The organism is Bowmanella yangjiangensis (assembly GCF_018531185.1).
GTDB lineage: Bacteria > Pseudomonadota > Gammaproteobacteria > Enterobacterales > Alteromonadaceae > Bowmanella > Bowmanella yangjiangensis.
The window spans coordinates 46,964-72,178 of the sequence record NZ_JAHDJU010000005.1 but is presented as its reverse complement, the minus strand read 5'-3'; the positions used below and the strand labels follow the sequence as shown (position 1 = coordinate 72,178).

At 46.7% G+C, this 25,215-nt stretch carries 21 protein-coding genes; 10 read left to right on the top strand and 11 right to left on the bottom strand.

The window, feature by feature from the left end:
- The first annotated feature begins 16 nt into the window (after positions 1–16).
- Positions 17–742 (top strand): sortase-associated OmpA-like protein PdsO, encoded by a 726-nt coding sequence (pdsO, locus tag KJY73_RS20850; protein ID WP_206593160.1) that lies wholly within the window; start codon positions 17–19, stop codon positions 740–742.
- 67 nt (positions 743–809) lie between these two features.
- Here the strand turns inward: pdsO and KJY73_RS20845 are convergent, their stop codons facing one another.
- Both KJY73_RS20845 and trxC read right to left on the bottom strand, forming a co-directional pair.
- On the bottom strand, positions 810–1,325 hold the full coding sequence (locus KJY73_RS20845; protein WP_232848805.1) for a DUF1993 domain-containing protein: 516 nt from the start codon (positions 1,323–1,325) through the stop codon (positions 810–812).
- Positions 1,326–1,341: 16 nt separating this feature from the next.
- Positions 1,342–1,788, bottom strand: coding sequence for a thioredoxin TrxC (gene trxC, locus KJY73_RS20840; RefSeq protein WP_214345570.1), 447 nt, complete (start codon positions 1,786–1,788; stop codon positions 1,342–1,344).
- A gap of 170 nt (positions 1,789–1,958) precedes the next feature.
- Between trxC and KJY73_RS20835 the strand changes: the two genes are divergently transcribed.
- On the top strand, positions 1,959–6,479 hold the full coding sequence (locus KJY73_RS20835; protein ID WP_214345569.1) for a PAS domain S-box protein: 4,521 nt from the start codon (positions 1,959–1,961) through the stop codon (positions 6,477–6,479).
- Between the two features lie 9 nt (positions 6,480–6,488).
- Here KJY73_RS20835 and KJY73_RS20830 read toward each other — a convergent pair whose 3' ends face one another.
- Positions 6,489–7,232 (bottom strand): creatininase family protein, encoded by a 744-nt coding sequence (locus tag KJY73_RS20830; protein ID WP_214345568.1) that lies wholly within the window; start codon positions 7,230–7,232, stop codon positions 6,489–6,491.
- Between the two features lie 185 nt (positions 7,233–7,417).
- Between KJY73_RS20830 and KJY73_RS20825 the strand changes: the two genes are divergently transcribed.
- On the top strand, positions 7,418–7,981 hold the full coding sequence (locus tag KJY73_RS20825) for a phosphoribosyltransferase (protein WP_206593156.1): 564 nt from the start codon (positions 7,418–7,420) through the stop codon (positions 7,979–7,981).
- 63 nt (positions 7,982–8,044) lie between these two features.
- On the opposite strand, the gene KJY73_RS20820 is transcribed toward KJY73_RS20825, so the two are convergent.
- Positions 8,045–9,340 (bottom strand): NCS2 family permease, encoded by a 1,296-nt coding sequence (locus KJY73_RS20820; RefSeq protein ID WP_214345567.1) that lies wholly within the window; start codon positions 9,338–9,340, stop codon positions 8,045–8,047.
- A gap of 137 nt (positions 9,341–9,477) precedes the next feature.
- Positions 9,478–9,987: a gamma-glutamylcyclotransferase family protein gene (locus KJY73_RS20815; protein ID WP_214345566.1), complete on the bottom strand. Its 510-nt coding sequence runs from the start codon at positions 9,985–9,987 to the stop codon at positions 9,478–9,480.
- Positions 9,988–10,215: 228 nt separating this feature from the next.
- Between KJY73_RS20815 and KJY73_RS20810 the strand changes: the two genes are divergently transcribed.
- The gene (locus KJY73_RS20810) at positions 10,216–11,946 is read left to right on the top strand and encodes a DUF885 domain-containing protein (protein WP_214345565.1); all 1,731 of its coding nucleotides are present in this window, start codon (positions 10,216–10,218) and stop codon (positions 11,944–11,946) included.
- 38 nt (positions 11,947–11,984) lie between these two features.
- Here the strand turns inward: KJY73_RS20810 and glpD are convergent, their stop codons facing one another.
- Positions 11,985–13,469 carry a glycerol-3-phosphate dehydrogenase gene (glpD, locus tag KJY73_RS20805; protein ID WP_214345564.1) on the bottom strand — a complete coding sequence of 495 codons (1,485 nt, stop codon included), beginning with the start codon at positions 13,467–13,469 and terminating at the stop codon, positions 11,985–11,987.
- Between the two features lie 133 nt (positions 13,470–13,602).
- Between glpD and glpK the strand changes: the two genes are divergently transcribed.
- Entirely contained in the window at positions 13,603–15,090 is a 1,488-nt protein-coding gene (gene glpK, locus KJY73_RS20800; protein ID WP_214345563.1) for a glycerol kinase GlpK, read from the top strand.
- A gap of 42 nt (positions 15,091–15,132) precedes the next feature.
- On the opposite strand, the gene KJY73_RS20795 is transcribed toward glpK, so the two are convergent.
- From KJY73_RS20795 to KJY73_RS20775, 5 genes are all read right to left on the bottom strand, one after another.
- On the bottom strand, positions 15,133–15,723 hold the full coding sequence (locus KJY73_RS20795) for a porin family protein (RefSeq protein ID WP_214345562.1): 591 nt from the start codon (positions 15,721–15,723) through the stop codon (positions 15,133–15,135).
- A gap of 163 nt (positions 15,724–15,886) precedes the next feature.
- Positions 15,887–17,200, bottom strand: coding sequence for a methyl-accepting chemotaxis protein (locus KJY73_RS21985; RefSeq protein ID WP_214345561.1), 1,314 nt, complete (start codon positions 17,198–17,200; stop codon positions 15,887–15,889).
- Between the two features lie 312 nt (positions 17,201–17,512).
- Positions 17,513–18,271 carry an SOS response-associated peptidase family protein gene (locus KJY73_RS20785; RefSeq protein ID WP_214345560.1) on the bottom strand — a complete coding sequence of 253 codons (759 nt, stop codon included), beginning with the start codon at positions 18,269–18,271 and terminating at the stop codon, positions 17,513–17,515.
- Positions 18,272–19,026: 755 nt separating this feature from the next.
- Entirely contained in the window at positions 19,027–20,055 is a 1,029-nt protein-coding gene (locus KJY73_RS20780; protein WP_214345559.1) for a tyrosine-type recombinase/integrase, read from the bottom strand.
- Positions 20,055–20,282 (bottom strand): DUF4224 domain-containing protein, encoded by a 228-nt coding sequence (locus tag KJY73_RS20775; protein ID WP_214345558.1) that lies wholly within the window; start codon positions 20,280–20,282, stop codon positions 20,055–20,057. The genes KJY73_RS20780 and KJY73_RS20775 overlap by 1 nt, the downstream gene beginning before the upstream one ends.
- A gap of 381 nt (positions 20,283–20,663) precedes the next feature.
- Here KJY73_RS20775 and KJY73_RS20770 point away from each other — a divergent pair, with 381 nt between their 5' ends.
- The 5 genes from KJY73_RS20770 to KJY73_RS20750 all read left to right on the top strand — a co-directional run bounded on the left by KJY73_RS20770 (position 20,664) and on the right by KJY73_RS20750 (position 24,936).
- Positions 20,664–21,371 carry a zinc-finger-containing protein gene (locus tag KJY73_RS20770; RefSeq protein ID WP_214345557.1) on the top strand — a complete coding sequence of 236 codons (708 nt, stop codon included), beginning with the start codon at positions 20,664–20,666 and terminating at the stop codon, positions 21,369–21,371.
- 312 nt (positions 21,372–21,683) lie between these two features.
- The gene (locus KJY73_RS20765; RefSeq protein ID WP_214345556.1) at positions 21,684–22,211 is read left to right on the top strand and encodes a hypothetical protein; all 528 of its coding nucleotides are present in this window, start codon (positions 21,684–21,686) and stop codon (positions 22,209–22,211) included.
- The gene (locus KJY73_RS20760; protein ID WP_214345555.1) at positions 22,211–23,167 is read left to right on the top strand and encodes a type IV secretion system protein; all 957 of its coding nucleotides are present in this window, start codon (positions 22,211–22,213) and stop codon (positions 23,165–23,167) included. The genes KJY73_RS20765 and KJY73_RS20760 overlap by 1 nt, the downstream gene beginning before the upstream one ends.
- A 3-nt stretch (positions 23,168–23,170) precedes the next feature.
- Positions 23,171–23,950 carry a type IV secretion system protein gene (locus KJY73_RS20755; protein WP_214345554.1) on the top strand — a complete coding sequence of 260 codons (780 nt, stop codon included), beginning with the start codon at positions 23,171–23,173 and terminating at the stop codon, positions 23,948–23,950.
- 101 nt (positions 23,951–24,051) lie between these two features.
- Positions 24,052–24,936 (top strand): hypothetical protein, encoded by an 885-nt coding sequence (locus tag KJY73_RS20750; protein ID WP_214345553.1) that lies wholly within the window; start codon positions 24,052–24,054, stop codon positions 24,934–24,936.
- Positions 24,937–25,215: the final 279 nt, after the last annotated feature.

The window sequence follows — 25,215 nt, the reverse complement described above, 5'->3', positions numbered from 1 at the left end:
GTTAAGGAGAGCAAAGATGAAAAAGTTAGTAATTGTATCCGGATTGATGATGGCCTTATCTGCCCCTGCAGCCATGGCTGCGAGCGAGAACATCAAGAAAGCCGAAAACATCGGATTTGGTTCAGGCCTGGTGGTCGGTGCCATAGCTGGTGGGCCACTGGGCGCCATTATCGGCGGTATCTCAGGCATCTTTGTCGGCCACTCTGTGGCAGCCGACAAGGAAATTAAAACCATGGAAACCGCATTAGCGCAAAATGAAGATGAAATAAATCAGCTGCTGGCATCTAACCAGCAACTGCTGGGTCGTCTGCGTAATAGTGAAGAGCAGCAGCGTCTACAACTCGTGTCGCTGACCGAGCGCGAGAACGCGGCTATGGATACCAATCTGACTATGCATGTGCAGTTCCGTACCGGTTCCAGCAAGTTAGAATCCATTTACAGTCAGCAGCTTGCCGAACTGGCCGATGCCATGCAGCACAACAAGCAGCTGAAAATTGAATTATCGGGTTTTGCCGACCGTCGTGGTGACGAAACTTATAACCAGAGTCTTTCTGCAGAGCGGGTCGAGTCGGTGAAACAACTGCTGGTCAGTCAGGGTGTCTCAGCAGCAAGGATCAGCACCATGGCATTAGGTGAAGCCATGCCGCTGGATACCAACTCCAGCCTGGACGGTGATAGTTTCGACCGTCGTGTCAGCCTGCGCCTGAGTGCCGACAGCCTGCAAACTGTGGCTAACCACTAAGCTAATTTCTTATTGCAACATTCTCCAGTTCCTCAACCCCTTTGGCGCCTGGCAACAGGCGCCTTTTTTAGACTCCGCCTATGGCTCCGAGGTAATCCTTTTTACCAATATCCACGCCAATATGGCGCAAAATTCCGTAGGCTGTACTCACATGAAAGTAGAAGTTAGGCAAAACAAACTGCTGGAGATAATCCTGGCCGTTGAAATTCAATGTGATACTGGGGAAATTCAACTGAATTGCCTTATCTTCACTGCCAGCAAATTGTTCTGGGCTGAGTTGTTCAAGAAATGCCAGGGTTTTGTCCACCCGTTGCAACAACTCCTGCAAGGTTTTCTCATCATCAGCAAAACTGGGGTTTTCTACCCCGCTTAACCTGGCGCCACAGCCTTTAGCCGTATCGCAAGCTATCTGCACCTGTCTGCTTAAGGGCACCATATCAATAGCCAGACGGCTCCCCGCAATCACCTCAGATGCGACTTTTTTACTGTCAGAAAACTCTACCGCCTTGACCAAAATAGCCCGCAAATTCTGTAAACCGTGACGTAATACCGGTACCGATGCACCGTACATTGAAAGAGACATTTTCACCTCCCGACTGTTAATTTAATGCTTGTAGTTGTTCAACTAACCATTGCTGAAACTGCAATTTAGGTAAGGCACCCGACATACGGGCCACTTCTTTGCCCTGATAAAACAAAATCAAAGTTGGAATAGAGCGAATGGCAAAAGCCGCACCGCTTTGCTGATTGGCCTGAGTATCCAATTTCAAGAAGCGAACCCGTTCTTTCGCCTGCCCTGCAACTTCTGCATACACTGGTGCGAAGCCCACACAAGGGCCACACCAGGGCGCCCAAAAGTCCACCAGTACAGGTAAGTCGTTGCGCTCAATATGCCGCTGCAAATTGGCATCTGTACATTCAATAGGTTTCGCCGTTATCAATGGAGCCCGACATTTTCCGCATAAGGGTTGCAATGCCAGCTTCTCGATAGAAACACGATTCACTCCATCGCATTGGGGACAAACTATTTGCACAACACCTGACATAGGACTAACTCCGCATTATTTTATACTTCAAATATTGGCCTGTTTAATGCGCTTTCAATGCGATTTATTGATATTTTTCACGCCAGGAAATTGTTCTTGCTACTATTCTTGGAGATTGGTACACAGAAGAAAGTAGTAAGATTGACCATGCCAGACAAGGATAAGCGAACTTGACGTCACCACTTGAGCGAATTCGCAGCCAATTCAAGTTTGCCCAAAGACTAGCTCGCCCATGCAACATACTTCTCTTATTAATGTTGGCGGTGTTATTCATTCTCGGCTTTTATGCCGATCATCTAAACAATCGTCGCTATCTTAGTATCAGCCAACGCAATGTCAGCGATGAACTCAGTGTTTTACGCGCGCAGTTGGAAGGCACCATCATCAGCAATGTTCAGGTGGTACAGGGTTTAATAGCCGTCATTCAGACAGAGCCGCATATCAACCAACAGCGCTTTGCCAGTATCGCCCAACATCTGATTGGCACTCATACCGAGCTTCGTAATATTGGCGCCGCACCGGATATGGTAATTCGCATGATTTACCCTATGGAAGGAAACGAGAAGGCCATTGGTCTAAATTATCTGACCCATCCAGACCAAATGCGCAGTGCAGAGTTGGCAATGAAGAGCGGGAAAATGGTGTTAGCTGGGCCGATAGATTTAGTTCAAGGAGGGCAAGCTTTTATAAGCCGCATTCCGGTGTACATATATGACGAACAGAACCAAGCTCACTTCTGGGGACTGGTATCTGCCGTTATTGATATAGAGCAGATTTATAAAAACAGTGGCTTGCTGGATGAGAAACGTCATCTACAAGTATTGCTCAGTAAGGACTCCTCTCTTGAAGATAGCGATGCGGTATTTTTTGGCTCGCCAGACATTTTGACTAAGCATCCGATACATATGCAAGTGACCTTACCTGAGAGCACCTGGCGGATCGCCGCCATTCCTAAGGACGGGTGGCCGACCACAGCTGACAATGCGCCTGTATTCCGCACCATTTTGACTGTTGTGGGCTTAATCATATTTGTCTTTCTATACCTTTTAGTGAGCTTACTTAACAAGCGACGGGATCAGGAAAAACGCCTGAAGGGCCTGTTTAGCATGTCTCCATTGGGGATTGGCTTAAACGACTTTAACAACGGCAATTTTCTGGAAGCGAACCAGGCGCTCCTGGATATCATCGGGTATAGCAAAGAAGAGATTCAAGATCTCGACTACTGGCAGATTACACCTAGGTCCTATGAAGAACAGGAACAAAAACAGCTCCAGCAATTAAAAGCTACCGGCCAGTATGGTCCCTACGAAAAAGAATATATTCACAAGCAAGGGCACCGTTTTCCCGTCGTACTTAATGGCATGCTGATCCAGGACAGTCAGGGACGAGAGATGATTTGGTCAATCATTGAAGACATCTCGCAACAGAAAAAAACCGAAGCCTTACTCAAAGAACAGCGAGAACAGTTAGAGCTGGTCATGGAAAGCACGGCGGTGGGTATCTGGGACTGGCACATTCCCAGTGGAACCACCCAGTTCAACGAACGCTGGGCTGAAATGGTAGGCTACAGTTTAGAGGAATTGCAGCCAGTATCCATCAGCACCTGGCTAAGCCTGGTGCATCCCGATGACCTGGCCAAGTCAGACACACAACTTGACCGTCACTGGCAAGGCGAAAGCAGCAGATACATATGTGAAAGCCGTATGCGACACAAAGACGGCAACTGGATATGGGTACTGGACACGGGCAAGGTGGTCGAGTGGGACGCACAAGGCAAACCGGTACGTATGGTTGGCACTCACATTGACATCACCGTACAGAAGCTTGCCAGTATTGAGTTGGAGAGGTCTCAGAAAGAGTTGCAAAGCTTCTTTGAGGTATCTCGAAACTTACTTTGTATAGCCAACAAAAATGGTTTTTTTGATCGGGTTAATCGCGCATTTGAGACTGTTTTAGGCTACAGCGAAGCAGAACTATTGCTAACACCTTACATGGAGTTTGTTCATCCAGAGGATACAGAAGCAACCCAGGCAGAGTTGCAAAGCTTGCGGCATGGCAAGCCAACCACCTCTTTTACCAACAGATTCCGATGCAAAGACGGCAGTTATGTCTATTTGCGCTGGTACACCACACCGGATCTCGCGACAGGCAAGTTATATGCTTCAGCCAGCGATGTAACTCAGGAAAGAGACAGCGAATTAAAACTGGCAAGGCAAAAAGAGCTGCTGGAATCCATGAGCAGACAAGGCCGTATCGGTGCTTGGGAGCAAGACTTTATCAAGTCCCGGGTTTACTGGTCGACTATGACCAAAACCATATTGGAGTTAGATGAAGACTTTGTTCCACAAGCAGATACCACGGCCAACTTTATCAAGGCCGGTCAGCATCGCAAACGTTTTGAGAAGGCCATAGCTAACGCCATAAAAGATGGCTCAGCCTGGGAATTGGAGCTGCTGGCAGTTACCGCCAAAGGCCATGAAATGTGGGTCTCAATAACCTGCAATGCCGAGTTCAAAGACGGACACTGTATTAGGTTATTCGGCTCAGTTCAGGATATTAATTCACGAAAACGCGCACAAAAAGCCGATGAAAAAATAGCACGCCACAATGAGATACTTGCCCGACTAACAGTACACCCGGCAATACTACAAGGAGAACTGGGGCTAGCTAAGCACACTCTGGTAGAGCAGCTCAGTTATGGTCTGGAGGTAGAGAGGGCGAGCCTGTGGCTGTTCAACGAAGACAGAAGCAACCTCTACTGCAGTATCGCATTCCAGCGCAGTACTGAGACTTTTAGTCATGGTGATGAATTAAAACAAAAAGACCACCCGCACTTTTTTGCAGCGTTATATATGGACTCTCATATTGCCGCGGAAGATGCCCAACAAGACATTCGAACATCGGAACTAACCGCGTCCTACTTAAGCAAACAAGCCCCCCAAGCTATGTTATGCACTATCATTAACGGTGGTAGCAGCATTGTCGGGGTACTTTGTGCAGAGCATACGGGCAGCAAAAGAAGTTGGACTAAGGCTGAGACAGCTTTCATCAGTTCACTTGCCACCTTAACCGGCACTATTCATTCCACTGAGCAGCGCAAGCGTGCAGAGAAAGCCTTAGTCAGTGCTAAGGAAAGTGCTGAAAAAGCCGCCAAAGCAAAAAGTGAGTTCCTCGCGGTGATGAGTCACGAAATTCGCACCCCTATGAATGGTATTCTCGGCATGCTCGATTTAATGCAGGCCGGTGATCAGAACGATGAACAGCGACATCGTACCAATATCGCCAGAAGCAGCGCGGAATCATTGCTTGGCTTACTCAACGATATACTGGATTTCTCTAAAGTAGATGCTGGGAAAATGGAGTTGGAGGCCACTCGCTTCGAACTCAAACACTTGTTGGTAGATATTGCCAACGCTTCTGCTCTCAAAGCACAGAGCAAAGGGTTGGAGCTACTGCTTGACGTGCAGGACGTCCAGCACCCATGGGTTATCGGCGATCCAGGCAGATTGAGACAGATTTTGGTGAACCTGATTGGCAATGCCATTAAGTTCACACACAAAGGACATGTACTACTGCGTTGTCGTACCCAGTCGTCTGGTCAAAGGTTGCGTTTATATGCCGAGGTAATTGACACTGGTATTGGTATCCCAGCTTCTCGCCAGGCTGATTTGTTTACCCCATTTACTCAAGTTGATGTGTCAACGACCCGCCACTACGGTGGCACAGGTTTGGGACTCGCCATTTGTCGCCAATTGTGTGACCTGATGCAGGGCGAGATAAGTATGCAAAGCACTGAAGGAAAAGGCAGTTGCTTTAGCGTTGAGGTAACTTTAGCACCTTCGGAAGGGGCAGACGCCAATGTACCAGACTTAACCAAACATAAGATTTTGGTTGCATCTCCCCTTGAGCTGGCGCGAGCTATATACACCAAACAATTAACCTCTTGGGGAGCTATCGTTCAACAGGTCAGTACCACTCAAGACCTGATGCAACAAATACAAGACAGCTTGGCTCATCAACGTCCATGGAACATGCTGCTGCTTGATACCGACTTGTTAATTCTGGATAAAGAGCTGATTGAGGTTATTAGGGCAGCCAAACTACCAATGCTCGCCCTCTATCCAATCCAAAGTGCTGGTCAAATGCCGCTCAGCAAGTACAGCTTTGCCAACCTGTTTAAGCCCCTGTCCCCCATCGAATTGGCCAAGCAATTACTCACCTGGCAATCGGGCCTGTGTGAGTTGCCTTTGCTCAAACCCAACGCCACTTCAAACACGTCAGAACAACAGAAACTCAAGGTTCTGTTGGTGGAAGATAATTTGATTAATCAAGAGGTCGCCAGGTCCATGCTAGAACGCCTGGGTTTGCAAGTTGACTTGGCAGAGAATGGTGCAGAGGCAATTAAAAAACTCGCATCACATGAAAATTTTCAGCTTGTATTAATGGATTGCCAAATGCCGGTGATGGATGGTTATGACGCCACCCGCCGCATTCGCCGGGGAGAAGGAGGGCAGGCTAACAGCCATATTCCTATCATTGCTATGACAGCCAATGCTATGCAAGGGGATGAAGAGGCATGCCTGGCCGCAGGGATGGATGCATACCTCAGTAAACCGATAAATCTAAGCAGATTACATAACGCTATTATTGCGCAAATACCGGCCGCCCAATTGCAACAAGTGGACGAATAGTATTTCCGTCTATCTCGCGGAGAAGGAGGAAAATTCCTCAATCAGCGCTTTTGCGGCAAACTCAATAATACGTTGTCCGTCTTCTACACAGGCCTGACTGGGATCAGAACCAATACGGCCATCAGGGAAACTTTGCCGATAAGCATAGGCGTGACTTATTTCACCAAGGGGGGCAATTTTCGGTGTCATTTCCACCTGCTTCTGCGCATCAGGATAGCCGGCATAGGTTACCGCCACTTCGGATGCTGTCGCATGCATACCATGCCCTACGGGATAAATTTCATTACACAACTCACTGACGCCAGCAAGTTGCCACCAGTTTTGCAACTTAAGTTGTAAGGCGGGTACCGGCGGGGTGTTAGCAAAACTCAGCTCGGCATAAACTTCAGAAAACGCAGCATTGATGGTGGGTATATTACCGCCATGGCCGTTCAACCAATAAATACGTTCAAATCCGTGTCGGCGCAGCGAGGCAGTCCAATCCTGGATGGCTGCAATCATGGTCGAGGGGCGCAGGGTTATAGTACCGGCAAACCCCAGATGGTGTTGCGCGCACCCCACATTAAAAGTTGGCCCAACCAGAATATCTGCCTGTTCGGCAGCGCGGTGTGCAATGATTTCCGGACACAAGGCATCGGTTCCTAGCAGCCCATTGGGTCCATGTTGCTCCACGGAGCCGATAGGAATCACAATGGCTTTAGATGTCTGTAGGTATTTTTCAACTTCAATCCAACTGGCTTTCATCAACTGCATAACGGGATCCCTTAAAATCAATGATGACTGAGTATATGACGGCACTTTATCGCTGCCTATCTCCCCAGCCTTATTAGAAAGCACATTCGCCGCAGACAATGCCGGCAAGATCGTCGTAAAAACCTGTAATTTCTCCTCGATTCCTCTATAATTCGCGCCCTTTTTAATCAAATAGAGTGAGCGGTATGTCGGACAAGAAATTCATCACCTCACAGGAACTGCTGCAGGACGCTTTTCGCCTGGCCTCCATAGTTTATGAGGACGGTTTTCGCCCTGACTATATCATCGGTATCTGGCGCGGTGGTGCACCTATCGGGATTGCCGTGCAGGAATTCTTCGATTACAAGCATGTGAAAACCGATCATATTGCTGTACGTACCTCTTCCTATTACGGTATCGGTAAGCAGTCTAAAGAAATCAAAGTGCATGGTTTGCACTATCTGATTGAAAACGCGAATGCAGATGACAAATTGTTGATCGTAGATGACGTGTTCGATTCCGGTCGCAGTATTGAAGCGCTGCTAACTCAGATTCGTAAGCTGTCGCGATTGAACACACCTCATGATATCCGTGTTGCCTGCCCCTGGTACAAACCTCAGAACAGCAAGGTTGATATCGTTCCTGACTATTACGTGAACAAGAGTGATGAGTGGTTAGTGTTCCCTCATGAACTATCAGGTTTGACCCCTGAGGAAATTGCCCAGGGCAAAACTGAACTGGCGGATATTCTGGATATCCTGACAAAGTAACGCTAATAAAACCGAAAAAAGGGAGCAAAAGCTCCCTTTTTTATTTGCCAACACAAATTGGGTTTAATGGTCGAAAAACGCGATTTTCAACACAAATAGTGCCGTAAGCACCCACACGCTGACACTGACTTCACGCCATTTACCGCACACGGCTTTGGCAAAAGCGTAAGTAATAAATGCCAAGGTAATGCCATGAGCAATGGAAAACGTCAGCGGCGTAAAGAGTAATACCACAGTAACCGGTGCAGCCTCGGTAATATCTTCCCAATCAATCTCGCGCAAGTTGAACAGCATCAAAATGGCGACATAGAAAATCGCACCAGCGGTGGCATATACCGGGATCATACCCGCCAAAGGCGCAAAGAAAATACTCAACAAGAACAGTAGTCCCACCACCACGGCAGTGAGCCCGGTGCGGCCTCCAGCCGCTACACCCGCCGCACTTTCGACATAACTTGTCGTTGTGGACGTTCCCAGTGAAGCGCCCGCAATAGTCGCCGCACTGTCACTCATCAGGGCTTTGCCAAGCCCTGGCACATGGCCATTTTTATCGGCCAAGCCGGCTTTTTGCGTAACTGCGATTAACGTGCCTGAAGTATCAAACAAATCAACAAACAGAAAGCCAAACACTACGCTCAACATGGATATTTCCAGCGCCGCTTGAATGTCCATTTGCAGGAAAGTTGGAGCCAACGAGGGCGGTGCTGAGACTATGCCGTTGTATTGCACGTCACCGCTCAGTAAACCAATAATGGTCATCGCCAATATGGCAAACAGCACCGCCCCGGGCAGATTGCGGGCCGTGAATGCCGCAATCAGAAAGAAACCGAGAATGCTCATTAGCGGCACAAACTGGGTCAGATCCCCCAAGGTCACCAAAGTAACAGGATGCGCCACAATAATGCCGGCATTTTTGAGTGCAATCATCGCCAGAAAAGCGCCAATACCCGTGGCAATGCCCAACTTCAAGGTTCTGGGAATGGCATTGATGATCCACTCGCGCACCTTAAAGGCGCTCAAGGCAAAAAACAGAATGCCGGATAAAAACACCGCGCCCAGAGCTGTCTGCCAGCTGTGGCCCATAGACTGCACCACACCATAGGTGAAAAAGGCGTTCAGCCCCATACCAGGTGCAAGCGCCAGCGGGAAATTAGCCACCAGGCCCATAATCAAACAACCAATAGCCGCCGCCAGGCAGGTCGCCACAAACACCGCGCCCTTATCCATACCCGCGTCAGCAAGAATGGAAGGGTTCACAAAGATGATATAGGCCATGGTCAGGAAGATGGTCAGTCCGGCAAATACCTCGGTTTTGACATCACTGCCTCTGGCAGACAACTTGAAGAGTTTCTCCAGCATTTTTTACTTCACCGCGTCGAAAAAAGGCGGCGATTCTAAGCCATGCAGGTGAAAATTTCAGCTTTTTCCTGCTTAAGAACCCTTACCTAGACCAGCGCAGCCAAAATGGTTTAAGAAATGGCTATTCTTAAATCAACTCAGGCTGGCGCGGAGGTGCGATATAAAGACATCTCGGCCTGATGCCTCATCAATGAAGGGTCTTTGATGGTTCTCACTTTGCGGATACTTGCAATATGTTCGGCAGGTAACTGGTGTTCCTGGGCACCGGTCAGCACGTGGTTTTTATACCAGGTAAAGGGTCTAAGGTCGGGTTGAATATGGGTGGCTAAATAGGTTTGCACCTCGAGCCGGATATCTTCCAGGTAAACTGCCACTGTGCGCCTGATGTATCCATCACCTTCGATGCTGTCTAACAATGGCAATGCTGTGGCATCAATCTGGTACACCACGCCCCATACACTGTCTATTGGGTCGCCGGTGCGCAGCAAATTGCCTTTTGCTGAACCATCTATGCCGGGTTTATTGAAAGCCAGTACAAAACCCATCAACTCTGCTGCAATAAGTTTGGTCGCCGAGGGAATACGGGCAGAAAGCCTGGCCTGCGACATATTGGAGCCATAGGCAAAATACAGGATGTGGCATGACATGATACTTCCCTCCCCGGTAGTTGGCGATTGCCGACACTCCATTGCATTAGGATACAGCCCGGCTTTCTCTGTCTTAGTCTACTCTATCGGCTGAATTGTTCAAAAAACGCACCCCATTTTTTACCCTTATTAACCGTTAATAGCATGCAACGCAGGCTTCATACCCATGCGCCTGTTCAAACGACGGGAAATGGGATAGCGTGACCAGCGTCAGCCTTGGAGAACCCAATGAGAAAAACAACATTATCTTTTACCCTGCTGGGGCTAATACTCAGCCAGCCAGTCATGGCAGAATCAGCAACCACATCATTTAAGCACTTACTGGAACGCCATTGGCAGGAAGCCAATAAGGAACAAATATTCTTCCGTAAAGATCCCGATACTTTCCGCATGAATGGCAAGTTACCGGATATGTCAGAGCAAGGTCGTCAAAGGCGTGCTTCATTCAATCAGGAAATGCTCCAACAGCTGGAAAAAATTAACTGGCAACAGCTGTCAACAGCCGATCAACTGACCTATCGATTGTTCAAATATGAGAGGCAGAGCGAAGCTGAAAGTTATCAACAGTTGGATCATCTCTACCCCTTTACTATCTACGCTGGTTACCACACTTACTTTGCTGCCGCGCCTGACAATATGTCGTTTCTGAGCAAAGAGGATTACGACAATTACTTGATTAGTCTGGCAGACTTTCCGCGCTACAATCAGGATTACCTGATCAATCTGCAGGAAGCCATCAGCAAAGGCCACACGCAGTACTGCCAGAGCTTTGCTGGTTACGAGCAAACCATCAGCAAACATCTGGTGAATGATGTAGAAGAATCAGTGTTCTTTGCACCATTTAAGCATATGCCCTCACGCATTTCAGTCGACCAACAGCAGGCTCTTTCCCAACAAGGGAAAAAGCTAATCGCACAGAGCGTGATACCCGAATATAAGAAACTGTATGACTTTTTTACCGGCCAATATATGCCAAACTGCCGCCAAGAGGTGGGTATCAGCGGCCTGCCCGGCGGAAAAGATTACTACCAATATCTTATCCATTTTTACACCACGACTAATATGCCAGCTGAGCAGATCCACCAGCTTGGGTTAAGCGAGGTTAAGCGTATCCGTGCTGAGATGCAGGAAATCATTGAGAAGGTCGGCTTTAAAGGCGACTTTAAGCAATTTATCGAGTACCTACGTACCGATCCGAAGTTCTACGCAACCTCAGAGCTGCAACTACTGGAAAAAGCAGCCTACATTACCCGCAAGATGGCGGGACAACTACCTAAATGGTTTATCACCCTGCCCCGCAACACCTTTGACATTAAAGCGAGCCCAGGAGGCGGTGCTTACTATGTCGCCTCAGACGGCAGCGGTACTACGTCCGGAACCTATTTTATTGGTACCAAGGATCTCAAGGCTGAACCCCTTTACAACCTTGAAGCCCTGACCTTTCACGAAGCCGAGCCTGGGCACCATTTTCAATCCGCCATTGCCAGTGAAATGGATATGCCGGAGTTCCGTAAAACCTTGTACCACTCGGCCTATGGTGAGGGTTGGGGGCTCTATTCTGAGCGCCTGGGTAAGGAAATGGGCTTCTACCAGGATCCATACAGCGATTTTGGTAGGTTAACTTATGAGGCCTGGCGTGCCAGTCGTCTGGTGGTCGACACCGGCATGCATGCACTGGGCTGGACTAGGCAGCAAGCCATTGATTATCTGGCTGACAATACCGCCCTGTCTATGCCAGATGTGGTTAATCAGATTGACCGCTATGTAAGCTGGCCGGGCCAGGCGCTTTCCTACAAAATCGGCGAGCTGAAGATTCTTGAACTGCGCCGTCGCGCCCAGCAGCAACTTGGCGACAAGTTTGATATCCGCGCCTTCCATGATCAGATCCTGCGTACCGGCAGCCTACCGCTGGATTTACTCGAAGAGCTGACCAATGAATGGATAGCTAAACAACGCTAAACACTTCGTCCCACGCGTCAGCGTGGGACTTGCTTTCCTTAGCTCACCATTTGGCGGCCCGCGAGATAATCAGCTAAGTACTCACGCTGTGCTGAGCTAAAGTGCAACCCAAGCTTTGTGCGACGCCACAAAATATCCTCTGTGCTTAACGCCCATTCCTGCTCACACAGATAATCCACCTCTTTTTGATACAAGCCCTGTCCAAAGTGCTGACCTAAATCCATCATACTCTGGCACCCGGCTAAAAGGGCGTTAGTTAAGGTACCGTACTGTTTGGCATAGCGCCCCAGTACCTTTGTATCCAACCAGCTCCACGTGCCGGTTAACTCTTTGATAAGGCTGTCGAGATGCACGAAATCCCCACCCGGCAACGCTGCTGAGGCCGTCCAGGGTCTGCCCATTTCCGGGAAATAAGTCGCCAGTTTGTTAACTGCAGCTTGGGCTAATCGCCGGTAGGTGGTGATCTTGCCGCCAAACACGGTCAACAACGGCGCATCGCTGTCTTCCTCGCTCAGTTCAAAACGATAGTCACGGGTCACTTTGCCAGCAGAATCCTGGTGGTCATCCAATAGTGGCCTGACTCCGGAGAAGCTATGCACTATCTGCCCGGCAGTTAGTTGTACCTTAAAGTAGCTATTCACCACACCCAGCAAATAATCAATCTCACCCTGACTAATGTGTACCTTTTCCGGATCCCCCTGATAGTCCACTTCAGTGGTGCCAATCAGCGAAAATTGCTGTTCATAGGGGATCACAAACACTATCCGCCCATCGGTATGCTGCAATATATAAGCGTAAGATTGGTCATTAACCCGAGGCACAATAATATGGCTGCCCTGCACCAGGCGTATGCTGTTGTGGGTGTGTTCTTTCACCCCATCTTGTAAAAAACGGCCCACCCAGGGCCCTGCGGCATTCACTAGTGTTTTGGCCAAGGCTGCTCTTGTTTGTCCAAATGAATCAGTCAGTTCCACCTGCCAGGCACCATTTTCTCGCCTTGCCGCAGTGCAGCGGGTTCTTGGCAAAATCACGGCTCCATGATTACGTGCCTGCTGGGCGACTAAGCTCACCAGCCTGGCATCATCAACCCAACCATCGGAATATTCGAAACAGGTGTCAATGTCCGCCAATAATGGGCTTTGCTCATCCATTCTGACTCTGGCAGAAGCGGGCAGGCTAACTCTGGTCGCCAGATGGTCATACAAGAACAAGCCAGTGCGAATCATCCAGGCTGGGCGTAAATGGGGCCGGTGCGGCAGGCGAAAACGCAGCGGCCGGATAATATGCGGGGCATTTTTCAGCAGTACCTCTCGCTCGGCTAACGCATGATGCACCAGGCGAAATTCGTATTGTTCAAGATAACGTAAGCCACCATGAATCAGCTTACTGCTGGATGACGAAGTAGCCCAGCCAAGATCCTGCTGTTCACATAACAACACCGACAGGCCTCTCCCGGCCGCATCGGCTGCGATGCCAACGCCATTGATGCCACCACCTACCACTAACAGGTCATATTTATCCACCGGCCATTCCTTTTACATTAAGCCCGGTACAGACCCTCAATGTATCCAGATCAATACCCAGTGACAATCCATCAGGATGCAATTCCAGCCTGACTCGCATATGGTTATGGCAACCGGATTTAAAGGAAACACAATGAGCCGTTACTTGCTTGCCGTAGATCAGGGCACTACCAGTTCCAGAGCTGTATTGGTGGACGCTAAAGGACGCATCATGGATATGGTGCAACGGGATTTTACTCAGCATTATCCAAAGCCAAGCTGGGTAGAACATGACCCCAGAGACTTATGGCATACGGTTTTGGACTGTTGCCGCCAGTTGTTACAGGAAAACCAACTGAAAGCCACAGACATCATTGGCCTGGGTATCACCAATCAACGGGAAACCACGCTGATTTGGGATAAGCACACTGGCGAGCCAATTTATCCAGCCATTGTCTGGCAGGACAGACGCACCGCTGAGTATTGCCAACGCATGGCAGAGTCGGACCCAAAGTTGGAAGAAAAGCTGCAAAAGAAAACCGGATTGCTGCTCGACCCTTACTTCTGCGCCAGCAAAATCCGCTGGATTCTCGACAATGTGCCAGACGCCAGACAAAAAGCCGAACAGGGCCAACTGCTGTTTGGCACCGTGGATTGCTTTCTGCTTTGGAAGCTAACCGACGGCAAAGTGCATGCGACCGATGCCACCAATGCTTCCCGTACCTTGTTATTCGATATTCATCAGCAGCAATGGGATCCGGAGCTACTTAAACTTTTTGGTATTCCACCAAGCTTGCTGCCGCAAGTAGAGGATTCGGCGCATCACTACGGCGAAACAGACCCACAGTGGTTTGGTGGTGCAATTCCTATCCTGGCTATCGCCGGAGATCAGCAGGCCGCTTTAGTAGGTCAGTGCTGTTTCGAAAGTGGCATGGCCAAAAGCACCTATGGCACCGGCTGTTTCTTAATGCTCAATACCGGTGCAGAGGCCCTGCATTCGCAAAATCGCTTACTCACCACCTTAGCTTACCGACTGAACGGCAAGCCCACCTATGCCCTGGAAGGTAGTATTTTTATGGCCGGTGCCACCATTCAATGGCTACGGGATGGCTTACATCTGATTGAACAAGCTGGCGAGTCAGAACAACTGGCCCGCGAAGTGGATATTAATCATGGGGTCTTATTAGTGCCGGCCTTTACCGGCCTGGGCGCGCCTTATTGGGATCCCGATGCCAGGGGGGCTATTCTGGGCCTGACCCGGGATACCGGCATTAAGGAAATTGTCAGCGCTGGCTTGCAATCAGTTTGTTATCAAACCAAAGATCTGCAAAAAGCCATGGAGGCAGACGGTGTGCGCCCTGTGAGCTTGAAAGTAGACGGCGGCATGGTCAAAAACGATTGGCTTATGCAGTTTCTGGCCGATATGTTAGGCGGTGAAGTGCAGCGCAGTAAAATAAACGAAACCACTGTCTTAGGTGTCGCCTACCTGGCTGGGTTACAAGCCGGTATTTATGAATCTTTAGACGATATTTCCGCCCTTTGGCAACAGGATAAAGCCTTTACACCCAGTATGGATAAAAGCAAAAGAGACTCCCTGTACAATCAATGGCAACAAGGCGTTAAACGCATTCAGACCCGTTAATCATCGAATAAACAAAAGGCCTGTAAAACAGGCCTTTTTTAATCAAAAGCGGTAGCTAACTCCCACATCCAAACCACCAACTTTGAGATCATCCATAGGGAGATGCTTCAGCCCCACATTCATACCCCAACCGCTGTCCCAGCGATATTGCCAGCCTGCCTCAAGGTAAAGGCCTACGCCTGAGTCATCAGCTAATTTGGTCTTATCACCACTAATTTCATAGTCAAAATACTGCAACCCCAACTTACCGTAGATGCTGTTGCGCTCACTTAGTGGGAACTTGGCCGTCCCTGCAATCACCAGATTGGAATATTCCAGATCATCGGCGCCAATACCAAAAACCGGCTTGCGGTCGTTGCTGCACTCGAAATTATCCCGGTCAATTTTCTTGCAATCCCAGTTACTCGACTCAGTTCCTCCGACAATACCAGCCTCAACGCCAAATTGCTCAGTCAGACTGTAATGATAGTAAAGGTACAAATGCCCCACCCCATTACCATCTTCTTTTGAGTCTTTAAATTTGGCGCTGCCGCCGCCCATCGCCACGCCTATCGAATGAGGGGACATTTGGCTTTCCGCCAGCACTGGCGCACTCGCCAATAATATCAGTGAATATAAAACAGGTTTTAACATTGGGTGTCTCCTTATGTGTGTGGGAGACAGTGTGCCGCCAAGCCAATAGAAGGTCTGTGAGCGGCCTGTAGCGAAGATGTCAGAGTGCGTGGGAAAGTGTATGCAGATGTAATAGAAGGCTAGGGTTATGTCGGCCTTCTGATTTAACCATTTGTCGCGCTTATTACTTTAACCGATTGGAGAATTGCTCTACCGCATCGACCACTTTGGTTGACCCTTGTAATATTTCCTCAATAACGGCCCTAGCCTGAATTACCAGCTCCTGTACATCTTCAGCCTGCTTTTTACTTTTTTCTATAGTTTGCACGGCGGTATTGGTCATATTCTGATTGTTGGTTACCACACTTACAATCTCTTCGGTAGATCTACTAGTACGTGAAGCCAGTTGCCGCACTTCATCTGCTACCACTGCAAAGCCCCTGCCCTGATCCCCCGCCCTGGCCGCTTCTATGGCAGCATTGAGCGCTAGCAGGTTAGTCTGCTCGGCAATGCTGCTGATAGCTTGGACAATAGTACTTATCTGCTGTGATTGTTTTTCGAGCTCGGTGATGCTGTTTGCCGCATCACTCATTTGCTGGTCAAGTCTTCGCATCACCTCAGCGGTTTGTGCCATTACCTGCATACCACGTTGTGCAGCTGCATCAGTTTCCTGTGAGGTTTCAAAGGCAACATTAGCGGCCTCAGACACGGCAATTTCCCTTTCAATCTGCTCAGTGATCACAGTGGCAAACTTCACTACTTTATAAAATCGCCCCCTAATATCCGAGATAGGATTATAGGATGCTTCCAACCACACATCCCGACCATACTTGTCCAGGCGTTTAAATCTTTCAGCAAAGAACTCTCCGTCTCTGAGCTTGCGCCAGAAGGTTTCATACTCGGGCGATTGATGCACATCTGATGCACAAAACATACGGTGGTGTTTGCCTTTTATCTCTTCCAACTTATAACCCATTGCATTCAGAAACAGCTTATTAGCCGTTATTACATGACCATCCATATCAAACTCAATAGCTGCTGTGGAGCGCTGGAGGGCCTTGATCATATATTCGTAGTGCTGGGATGCTTCTATGGTGCGCGTCAGGTTGTTGGCATAGACGACAAAGTGCTCAAGTTGGTTTTGCTGATTAAAAACAGGGTGAACAATGGCTCTCAGCCAGCAATATTCACCTTTTTTATTAGCAATCTGAATTGCCCCAACCCAATGCTCTTTGGCGCTGATAGCCGACACCATGCGTTTAAAATGGTCAGTTCCTCTGAGATCCTGTGGAACCATGTCCTGGAGGCGCTTTCCCTCTAGTTCCTCTGCCGTGTACCCTAATTCATTCAAAAAGCTATCATTAACAAAAAAGACCTTACCATTAGCATCCAGTGACAAAGACAACATTTCCTCAAACAGCCCATCCCTAACCTGTTTAAGCAGATGTAGTTCGTTACACAATTCTTGGTTTTGTTTTCTCAGTTCACGCCCAAACATTAATGCGGCCCCCTGTGGCTTTCAGCATTTCGCATATAGTACAACTAGTTACAACCTCTATAGATGAAGTAGCTGAATACCTTGTTAAGTTAACAAAAGTTGTCAACTAACATAGATGAAGATAATACGAGACTGCCTGGCTCTAAGATCACTAAGCTGTGTGATTTTGCCCCTGACGCTGGTTCTCTTAGCAAGGTTTATTACTTTATGGACCGTTAGTTTTACTCGTACTGGTTATCAGACCGAACGCAACCAACGTACCTAGATACACTAGCTGAACTAAACCTTGCTTTGGTATCAGTGAAGCATCTGCTATTGGGTCTTAGGGGCTGAAGCAATATCCGCAATTACTGCTATTGGCTTACCGATGGGTTGGTGATTGGAAGGTTTATCCACTCGCTGCGCCAACAAATCCTGCGGCAGAAAAGGCTGTAGCAAAATATCAAATACACTGACATCGGTTTGCCGACAATCCAGCCACAAGTCCATTGAGCCATCGGCCTGATTTAATATCAGCGGCATGGACTTTTCATGAAAGGGCAGCAGTTTGTTATGAAGGCCTAGGGTGATAATAGAGCAAGATAATGCCCGCTCCCCAGTTGCAAAATGCTGCCATTCACGGCATAAGCCTCCCAGCGCCAAGGCCCCGTTGGCAGCAACAAAGTCTGTATAAATTGCATTATCTCCCTTCCCTTGCGTCTCTCCAAAACCTGTTACCGGCACAATACAGCGGGACTGCCGAAAGGCCTTATATCCTGCACTTTTGGGGTCGTTTAACTTGTCGTATCTGGTATTAAAACTGGTGTATTTAGACGGCTTAAAGCCACCTGGGCGATGTTCAAGTAGCAGCCACCAGGTGGCCAGTGCCAAAATGCGTTTCCCCTCCACCTCACGAATAATCCCCACAGGCTCAGTGGCGCGGATAAAGCGGTTAAAGTACCAGGGAATAGGCCGACCATCCGGCAAACACTTAATCTCTGATGTTTGCCTATCCGGGAAAAGCTTAACCCCTAAGGCTTCGCAAAGCCCGACAACAAAAGGGTCATCAGTGATATTAAGTCGTCCGCACATATCGATGTTCTTACCGGCACGTAGAATTGCTTTTGGTCTAACAGACTCAAATAGAATAGGCAGAAAGACGCTACTAAGAATAAAGCGGGTATGGGGCTAAAAAGCCATATTGAGGCCAATGGTTTTGCCACAGCCTTGTCAGGACAGATAAGTAAGAGACGGACAAGATTGCAGGAGCAATCTTGGACATCCGAAGGGTGGCCTGCAGGGCAAAGTACAGGGAAGAGCTTTGCAATCGAACCCGGCACTTAGCCGGGTGAGAGCCTTTGGCACAGCCATAAATAAAAAGCCCCGGTCTGTCGTGCTAATGGATGTATGACAAATGAGGCGGAATGCTCGCCCCCTGGGACTAGGCCTAACTACTGAAGGTTGATCAGATCGCAGATGTTAGAGGCGGACAAGATTGCCCGGAGCCATCTCGGACATCCGAGGGATAGCCAAAGTACAGGGAAGAGCTTTGCAATCGAACCCGGCACTTAGCCGGGTGAGAGTCTCTGGCACAGCCATAAATAAAAAGCCCCGGTCTATGACCGGGGCTTTTTCTTTACTAGGATGGTGCCCAGAGGCGGAATCGAACCACCGACACGGGGATTTTCAATGTCGACGGTTCAAGAACCCTAAGCTACTGTTATTCCTAGCTTTCTTTAGAACCAAAGTTCCTATAAAAAGTCGCTAGTTTTCAAAAATTATGAGTCTTTTGGCCTATTTCTGCGCTTCTAAGACTCAGCTCAATTAGTTTCGATAATGCTGAAAAATTACTTCTTTTTCAAGCTCTTCGCTCTATTGACAGGATGCACATGCGTATATCCCCGCCTGTAGATGCGCTTTGTGGTTGAAAGACTGCTATGACCGCATAGCTCAAAGGCTTCCATCAGGCTATCACAATCGGTAGCGGCGCGGGCTCGTAAGTCTTTTTCCTGAAATCTCTCTTCCAATAATCCTGAACTCAGAGCTTTGTTCATCACTCTATGCCATATACTCCGAAACCCATCAGCACTATATGGTGTTCCACTCCGTGTTGAGAAAAACCACCAATTCAATGGTAAGACATTGCTTTTTCTCTTCACGCTATTCATCTTTTGCAGCTTGCTCACAATGAGTTTCAACTCGGAGGAGGCAGAAAAACAAAGCTTCTTACCAGTCTTTGAAGTGTCTACCCAAAGGCCCTTGTCATCCCACATTCCGCTGTGAAGCCTAAGCATATCTGTCTGTCTAAGAGCCGTAGACAACTTCAAATCTATGTACAGACGCATCCATTCAGGCGCGAAATGTTTAAAAGCCTTGATCTCATTGTCTGTAACCAGTCTATCTCTGGGAATTTCTTTGTGGCGCTTAATATTCTGCACCGGCGTCTCTTCAACAATTCCCCAGCGGATAGCTTCGGTAAAAATTGCGCCCAATAGAGCAACCTCTCGATTGGCTCGAGTAGCTGATTTTTTCCTGGCATCAAGATGCTGATAGATATGGATTGGCTTTACTTCCTTAGGTCGAAAGTCGCCGAAGGAGAGCAGAAGAAACTTAGCACCAGACATATTGGACTTGTGCGTTTCCGGGGCTTTGGTTGGGGACACTTCCTGCATATACCTTGCAATAAGATCCTTCATTAGAGGAGCTTCAAAGTACATCCCCGGAACAGCCCAATATGCCTTTAAGGCTGAATGCAATGTCCTTCCCAGCCGAATGTCTTTCTGCCCAGGTATACGGAGGTAATAGATACCGCCTTTCTTATTGAAATACATCCCTTTCGGAAGGTGAGAGTACTCGGCTGTGTGATGCCTACCCATTATACTTTCCCAATTGCAGACAGCTTGTCATAACTTATAGATAGCTTCGAACGATTCTTGTAGTTTCTTTCAGCGCCGAGATCTTCCTCAATTACCTTTCTTAGCACTTTAGGACGTCCTAGAGCATCAATTGAAAAAGGAATATGCATCAAGAGCAACTGTTCTACTTGTTTCTTTTTTTGCTTTCGCCCTGTCAGTTCAGACATTTCTTCAAATGTTAAAAACATAACTAACTTACCAAATTTAAAAACTCCCAATCAATTTACATGCATTGAATTTATTTTTTGATTACATTTGGAAATAAAAGCCACCGTTTTTTATAAGGCGTGGAATACATATATTATTGCACACAAAATAGAGGTTATTTTCTGTGTGAAACATATACTGATGCACAAAAATGACTAAAAAAGGCAAAAACACCCTAAAAAAACATTAAATGACGTGAAATCCTCCATTTTAAATTCTAAAAAATAGAATGAAATATGGTTATTCATTTCCTCAGCGCTAAATAGCTGTGGTTGAAGGGTTTCTAACTTTGTGGATACTTCATATTCACGAGTTTGACACGTGTCAAACATTGTCATCGATAACTAGCTCTGGACTTACCAATGACTACCCCTTCAAAGCAGACCACACAAGACTTTTACTGGCATAGCACAACACCAGGTATGAAGCGGAAACTTAGCCAGATTGAGGCACAACTGAAGTATTCTGGATGTGACAAAGACTATGACAGAGACATGTACAATCAAGCTTACCTATCCGTGCTTTTGACTTTGAAACAAGAATTTAAAGGTAAACCTCAGTGCAGGATCAATAATTGGGAAAGGTCTAGCTTACTCAATTACTTCGATAGTAAGAACGACAAGACACTTACTGAGCACTACAGAATACTCGTCATAAATTTATTCTTTGATTCTGAATCCACACCAAGAAAAAGAACCACACTTGGTCCAATTATTTTTCGTTGCCATTATTGTGATGGTACTGCAAGCCTAAAAAAGTTTGACGTATTGAACAGAAGATTCGGTAAATATGGCTACATTTGTGACTCAGGCTGTGACGCCAGCGTAAGCTTTCACAAAGGCGACTCAATGCCAATGGGCAGTTTGGCAAATAAGGAACTTCGAATACTAAGAAGTCAATGCATGACTTTATTGAAAGAGATCTCTCGGAAAAATCAGGTTAATGAAAGTGTAATCAATCGGAAGTTGTCAGAGACACTGCACTTAAACTACTTAGATATAAAAATAGCCCGGTTAGCAGAAGAACAGTGCCACACTTTTATACGAGAAATCACTAAGCTAGTGCTTTAAGTAAAATAGAAACCATAGGTAACAAATCACAGTGTTCTTTGAATGTAATTTTAAATAGGCTGTGACAGTGTCACATATTAGAGAATTGGGGGGCTAATTCTAGCCCCCCATCCGCAGGTCGCACTCTAACGGATATTTTCAAAGTAAAAATACCATACCAGATACAGCATTATAAATGTAAATCACTGTATTTAAAGGAATTAAAACCCTTAAAAATATACTCAATCCCATTGAGCAGATCTTTCTTAATTAATAAAATAAATCTGATTTCTAATCAACTTAATTCTATCAATAGAAAATGTGAGGCTGTAAATGGAAAAGTTAGATACTGCAATTATTAGCTTGTTAAAAGGGATGACATATTCGGCCAGATTCATTCCCTGGGTAATGGGTATCGCGCTGATATATCAACTTACTGCCGCCTTCGGAGCATTCGCCCAAGAATGGAGTAAGGAGCACCCGTTACAATCTTATCTGAAGCCCGAGAATGTCCTAATACTGAAGAAGTTCCCGTTTCCTGATGTGTGCATGGATCGCTGGAAATCTTTCCAGGACTCAAAGGAGCGCTGCAACAAGGCCTGGGCACGTCAAGCTGATGAATTAAAGCGTTATGGCATTGATGTTGATCCAGCACAGCTAAGCACGCCTATCTTCTGGGAAATGCGCACAGGCGTCGTTTCCAGCGCTGATGCGGCCACACTTAAAGCTTCTACAACAATGCAGCCCTGGTGGGATGACAAACGTAAAAAAGCCGCTGCTGACGGCGAAATGTTACGCCAGGAGCAATTAACCAGGTTAAAAGCTTTTGAAGCACGAAAAGACCAGGTTGAGGGTAAATAATGGATATAGCCCCCATTTCACTTTTTACCGAACTGGAAGCAATGCTGATAGCCATGACAGACGCCCGTCTTGAGCAAGTCCTGCTGGACTTTTATGGCTACGGTTACGATGTATTTAGACCTCTGTTTGCCTGCTACTTTATAGGCATGGGGGTCGCCTTATATAGAGGGGCTATCGAACTCACAATGAAAGAGTTTATGAGCCATATGTTTACTATCTTCATCGTATTTAGCTTTGGTCTTAATGCCTGGGGATATACTACCTTTATCAAAGGTGGTATTGAGGATGTGTTGTCATCCAGCATTAGCATGATTTCACCTTCCTATACGTCATTCGCTGGGGAACTAGATAAACAGATTTATCAGTTTCTCGGTTTCATCGACAAGCTTAAAGCTGGGGAAGGCTGGTTCTGGCCATATGCACTTTCAGCAATAACTGCATTCTTTGCAGCTGTCTATGCGATCTATTTATTTGGTATGTATATGATGGCCAAGATTGCTGTGGGTATGCTACTAACGATAGGCCCTCTAATATTTCTAAGTCTACTGTCAAAGGCCACGAAACGGTTCTTTGAACAATGGTATGCACAGATTGCTAACTATCTAATCTTGATGATTCTCATGGTGGCATTCATGGGTTTACTTGCCTCTTTGATTGAAGAAGCTCTTTCCCGCATCGATACTACCAAATCCGTATACGAACTGGGCGACGTCTGGCCAACTTTCATTGTTATGGGATTAATGCTTTTTGCCGTAAAGGAACTTAGGAACATGGCGGCAGCGATATCACAAGGTTTTTCCTTACTGGACTCTGGCGGGTTCCAACGACTTACCAACTCTATGCAAAAAGGTGTATCGATAACAGCCAATGCCACTGGCAAGGCTTATCAAGGAGGAAGAGACTTCATGAGCAAATTTCAGCGTCCTTCCGCCACCAATCAGATTGTTAGGAGATGACCGATGAGGCTACAAACAATCTTTGCGACGTTTGTCATTTTCACCTCTAACTCTGTATTGGCTACTGGTATCCCCACCGTTGACGTAGCAAACTTGGTACCTACAATATCAAACACTGTCTCGAATTTGCAGCAACAGCTTCAACAATACGAGCAATACGTTACTCAGGTCAAAGACCTGAAAGCACAGTATGACCAGATAGTCGAACTGAAAAACCAGTTGGAAACGGCTAAAGAAACCTTCGGCTCTATCACCGGCGTCAGGGATATGGCCAAAGTTCTCAATAACCCACTCATCCAAGAGCAGAGAAACAACCTCCCTGAAGAGTGGGCGGCTACAATCGACCTATTCGAAGATGCTAACCAGGCAACGCTTACAGGTGCCTATGACCTGGAGCGAGTCAGCGCTGTGAATCGCATGAGAAAGTATCTGGACAAAGATGATTTATCTGGTGCCATGATGGTTGCTGAAGAGATAGAAAAGCGCACCAAGCTAAGGATCAACCAGATAGCCAATACTGATGCAATTGCCACCACTACCTACCACACCGCAGGCAAACAGATGTCCCAGGTGGATGAGTGGATTGGGCAAGTTGATAAAACTGAAGACCTGAAAGGTAGTATTGACCTAAACAACCGTATGATGGCAGAACTCTTAGTCAACCAGAATCGGTTGCTTCAAATCCAGTCTGCTGGAACAAAACTGGATGTCGCTAAAGATGAAAGTGCGCTGTCTGCAAGGGCTGCCGACCAAGCTCAAGCCAGTGTGAATCTGGCTTGGTAAAAATCCCCCCCTTTGCAATACATTATAGAATAACACAGTAGAAACTCTAGCTAGAATACTGTAAGTTTTTATCTGCCACCAGATAATGAATTACAACCAAAATGCAAAATAAAGACAACCTTCAGCACGCTTCGCTACACGATGAAAACGTTAGAGAAATCCATTCAGAACGTAGAAAGAAAGAGCACCAAGAAACAATGGCGTGCTTTGTTATACAAGGTTCAGATCCTATTGGAAGGAAAATAAATAATATATTTAGCAAAGCAGATGAGTATGTAATTTATGAAGTCGAGAACTGTCAATTACATGAATCCATTAAAGTGTATATTGAGCATGTTGACGAAGCAGAAGATGCCTTAATTATCAGATACAACGATATCAAGCCTGATTTTGATGAATTTATTTCAGTACTATGTAAGTATAGCCTAGACGATTCGTATAAGAAACGAGCCTCTACGGCTATAACTCTAGCACTTGATGGCAAATCAGAAGAAGCAAAAAAAATCTTCACTCGTTTGAAGCAAGATGCGGAGAACGAATATACGGAAAAAGTCAAAGGAAGGCTATCTTATCAAACAGGAGCAATTGCTCTATGTGCTCTAATATCTTTGATATCAATACCTACCTATTTGTTTAGGAACTCAGATTTCGTAGCCACCAACCCTGTTTTGTTTGAAATATTAGTTTTAATCGCACTTTCTTCCATGGGAGGAGTTCTTTCAGTTTCGCTTAATGTAAAGTCATTAACAATAGACAGAGGGCTGAGCTTAAAAACGTACTTTTTTCTAGGTTCAGAAAGAATACTAATATCACTAATTGGAGGGGTTCTTACTTATATATTGATTAAAAGTAACTTAGCTTTTGGGGTTTTATATAACGAAGGAAGTAACTTCTTTGCGGTATTAGCAATTGGCTTTCTGGCCGGATTTAGCGAAACACTTGTTCCTAATACCTTAAGAAATATAGAAAGAGAAAAGAGCAGTTAGCTCATAAGATATAGTGCTATTATCGATAAAATTAACCCTAGAATAAATTAGAGTGTAAATTAATTATCTAGACTTAAATAAGTTTTCCTCGACATTAACTTAATGTATTCCAATTAAAACAGAGAGCAACTCGCCTCGATAAAGGTGCTGGATATTTAACTTAAAGAAAAGGTAACTCTTATGTTGCATTCTAGCAAAATAGCTGGTCGAAAAGCTCGAAAATGTCTCCAAGTAACCTTTACCCCGGGTTTTAATCCAATGGTGATACATCCGCAGACC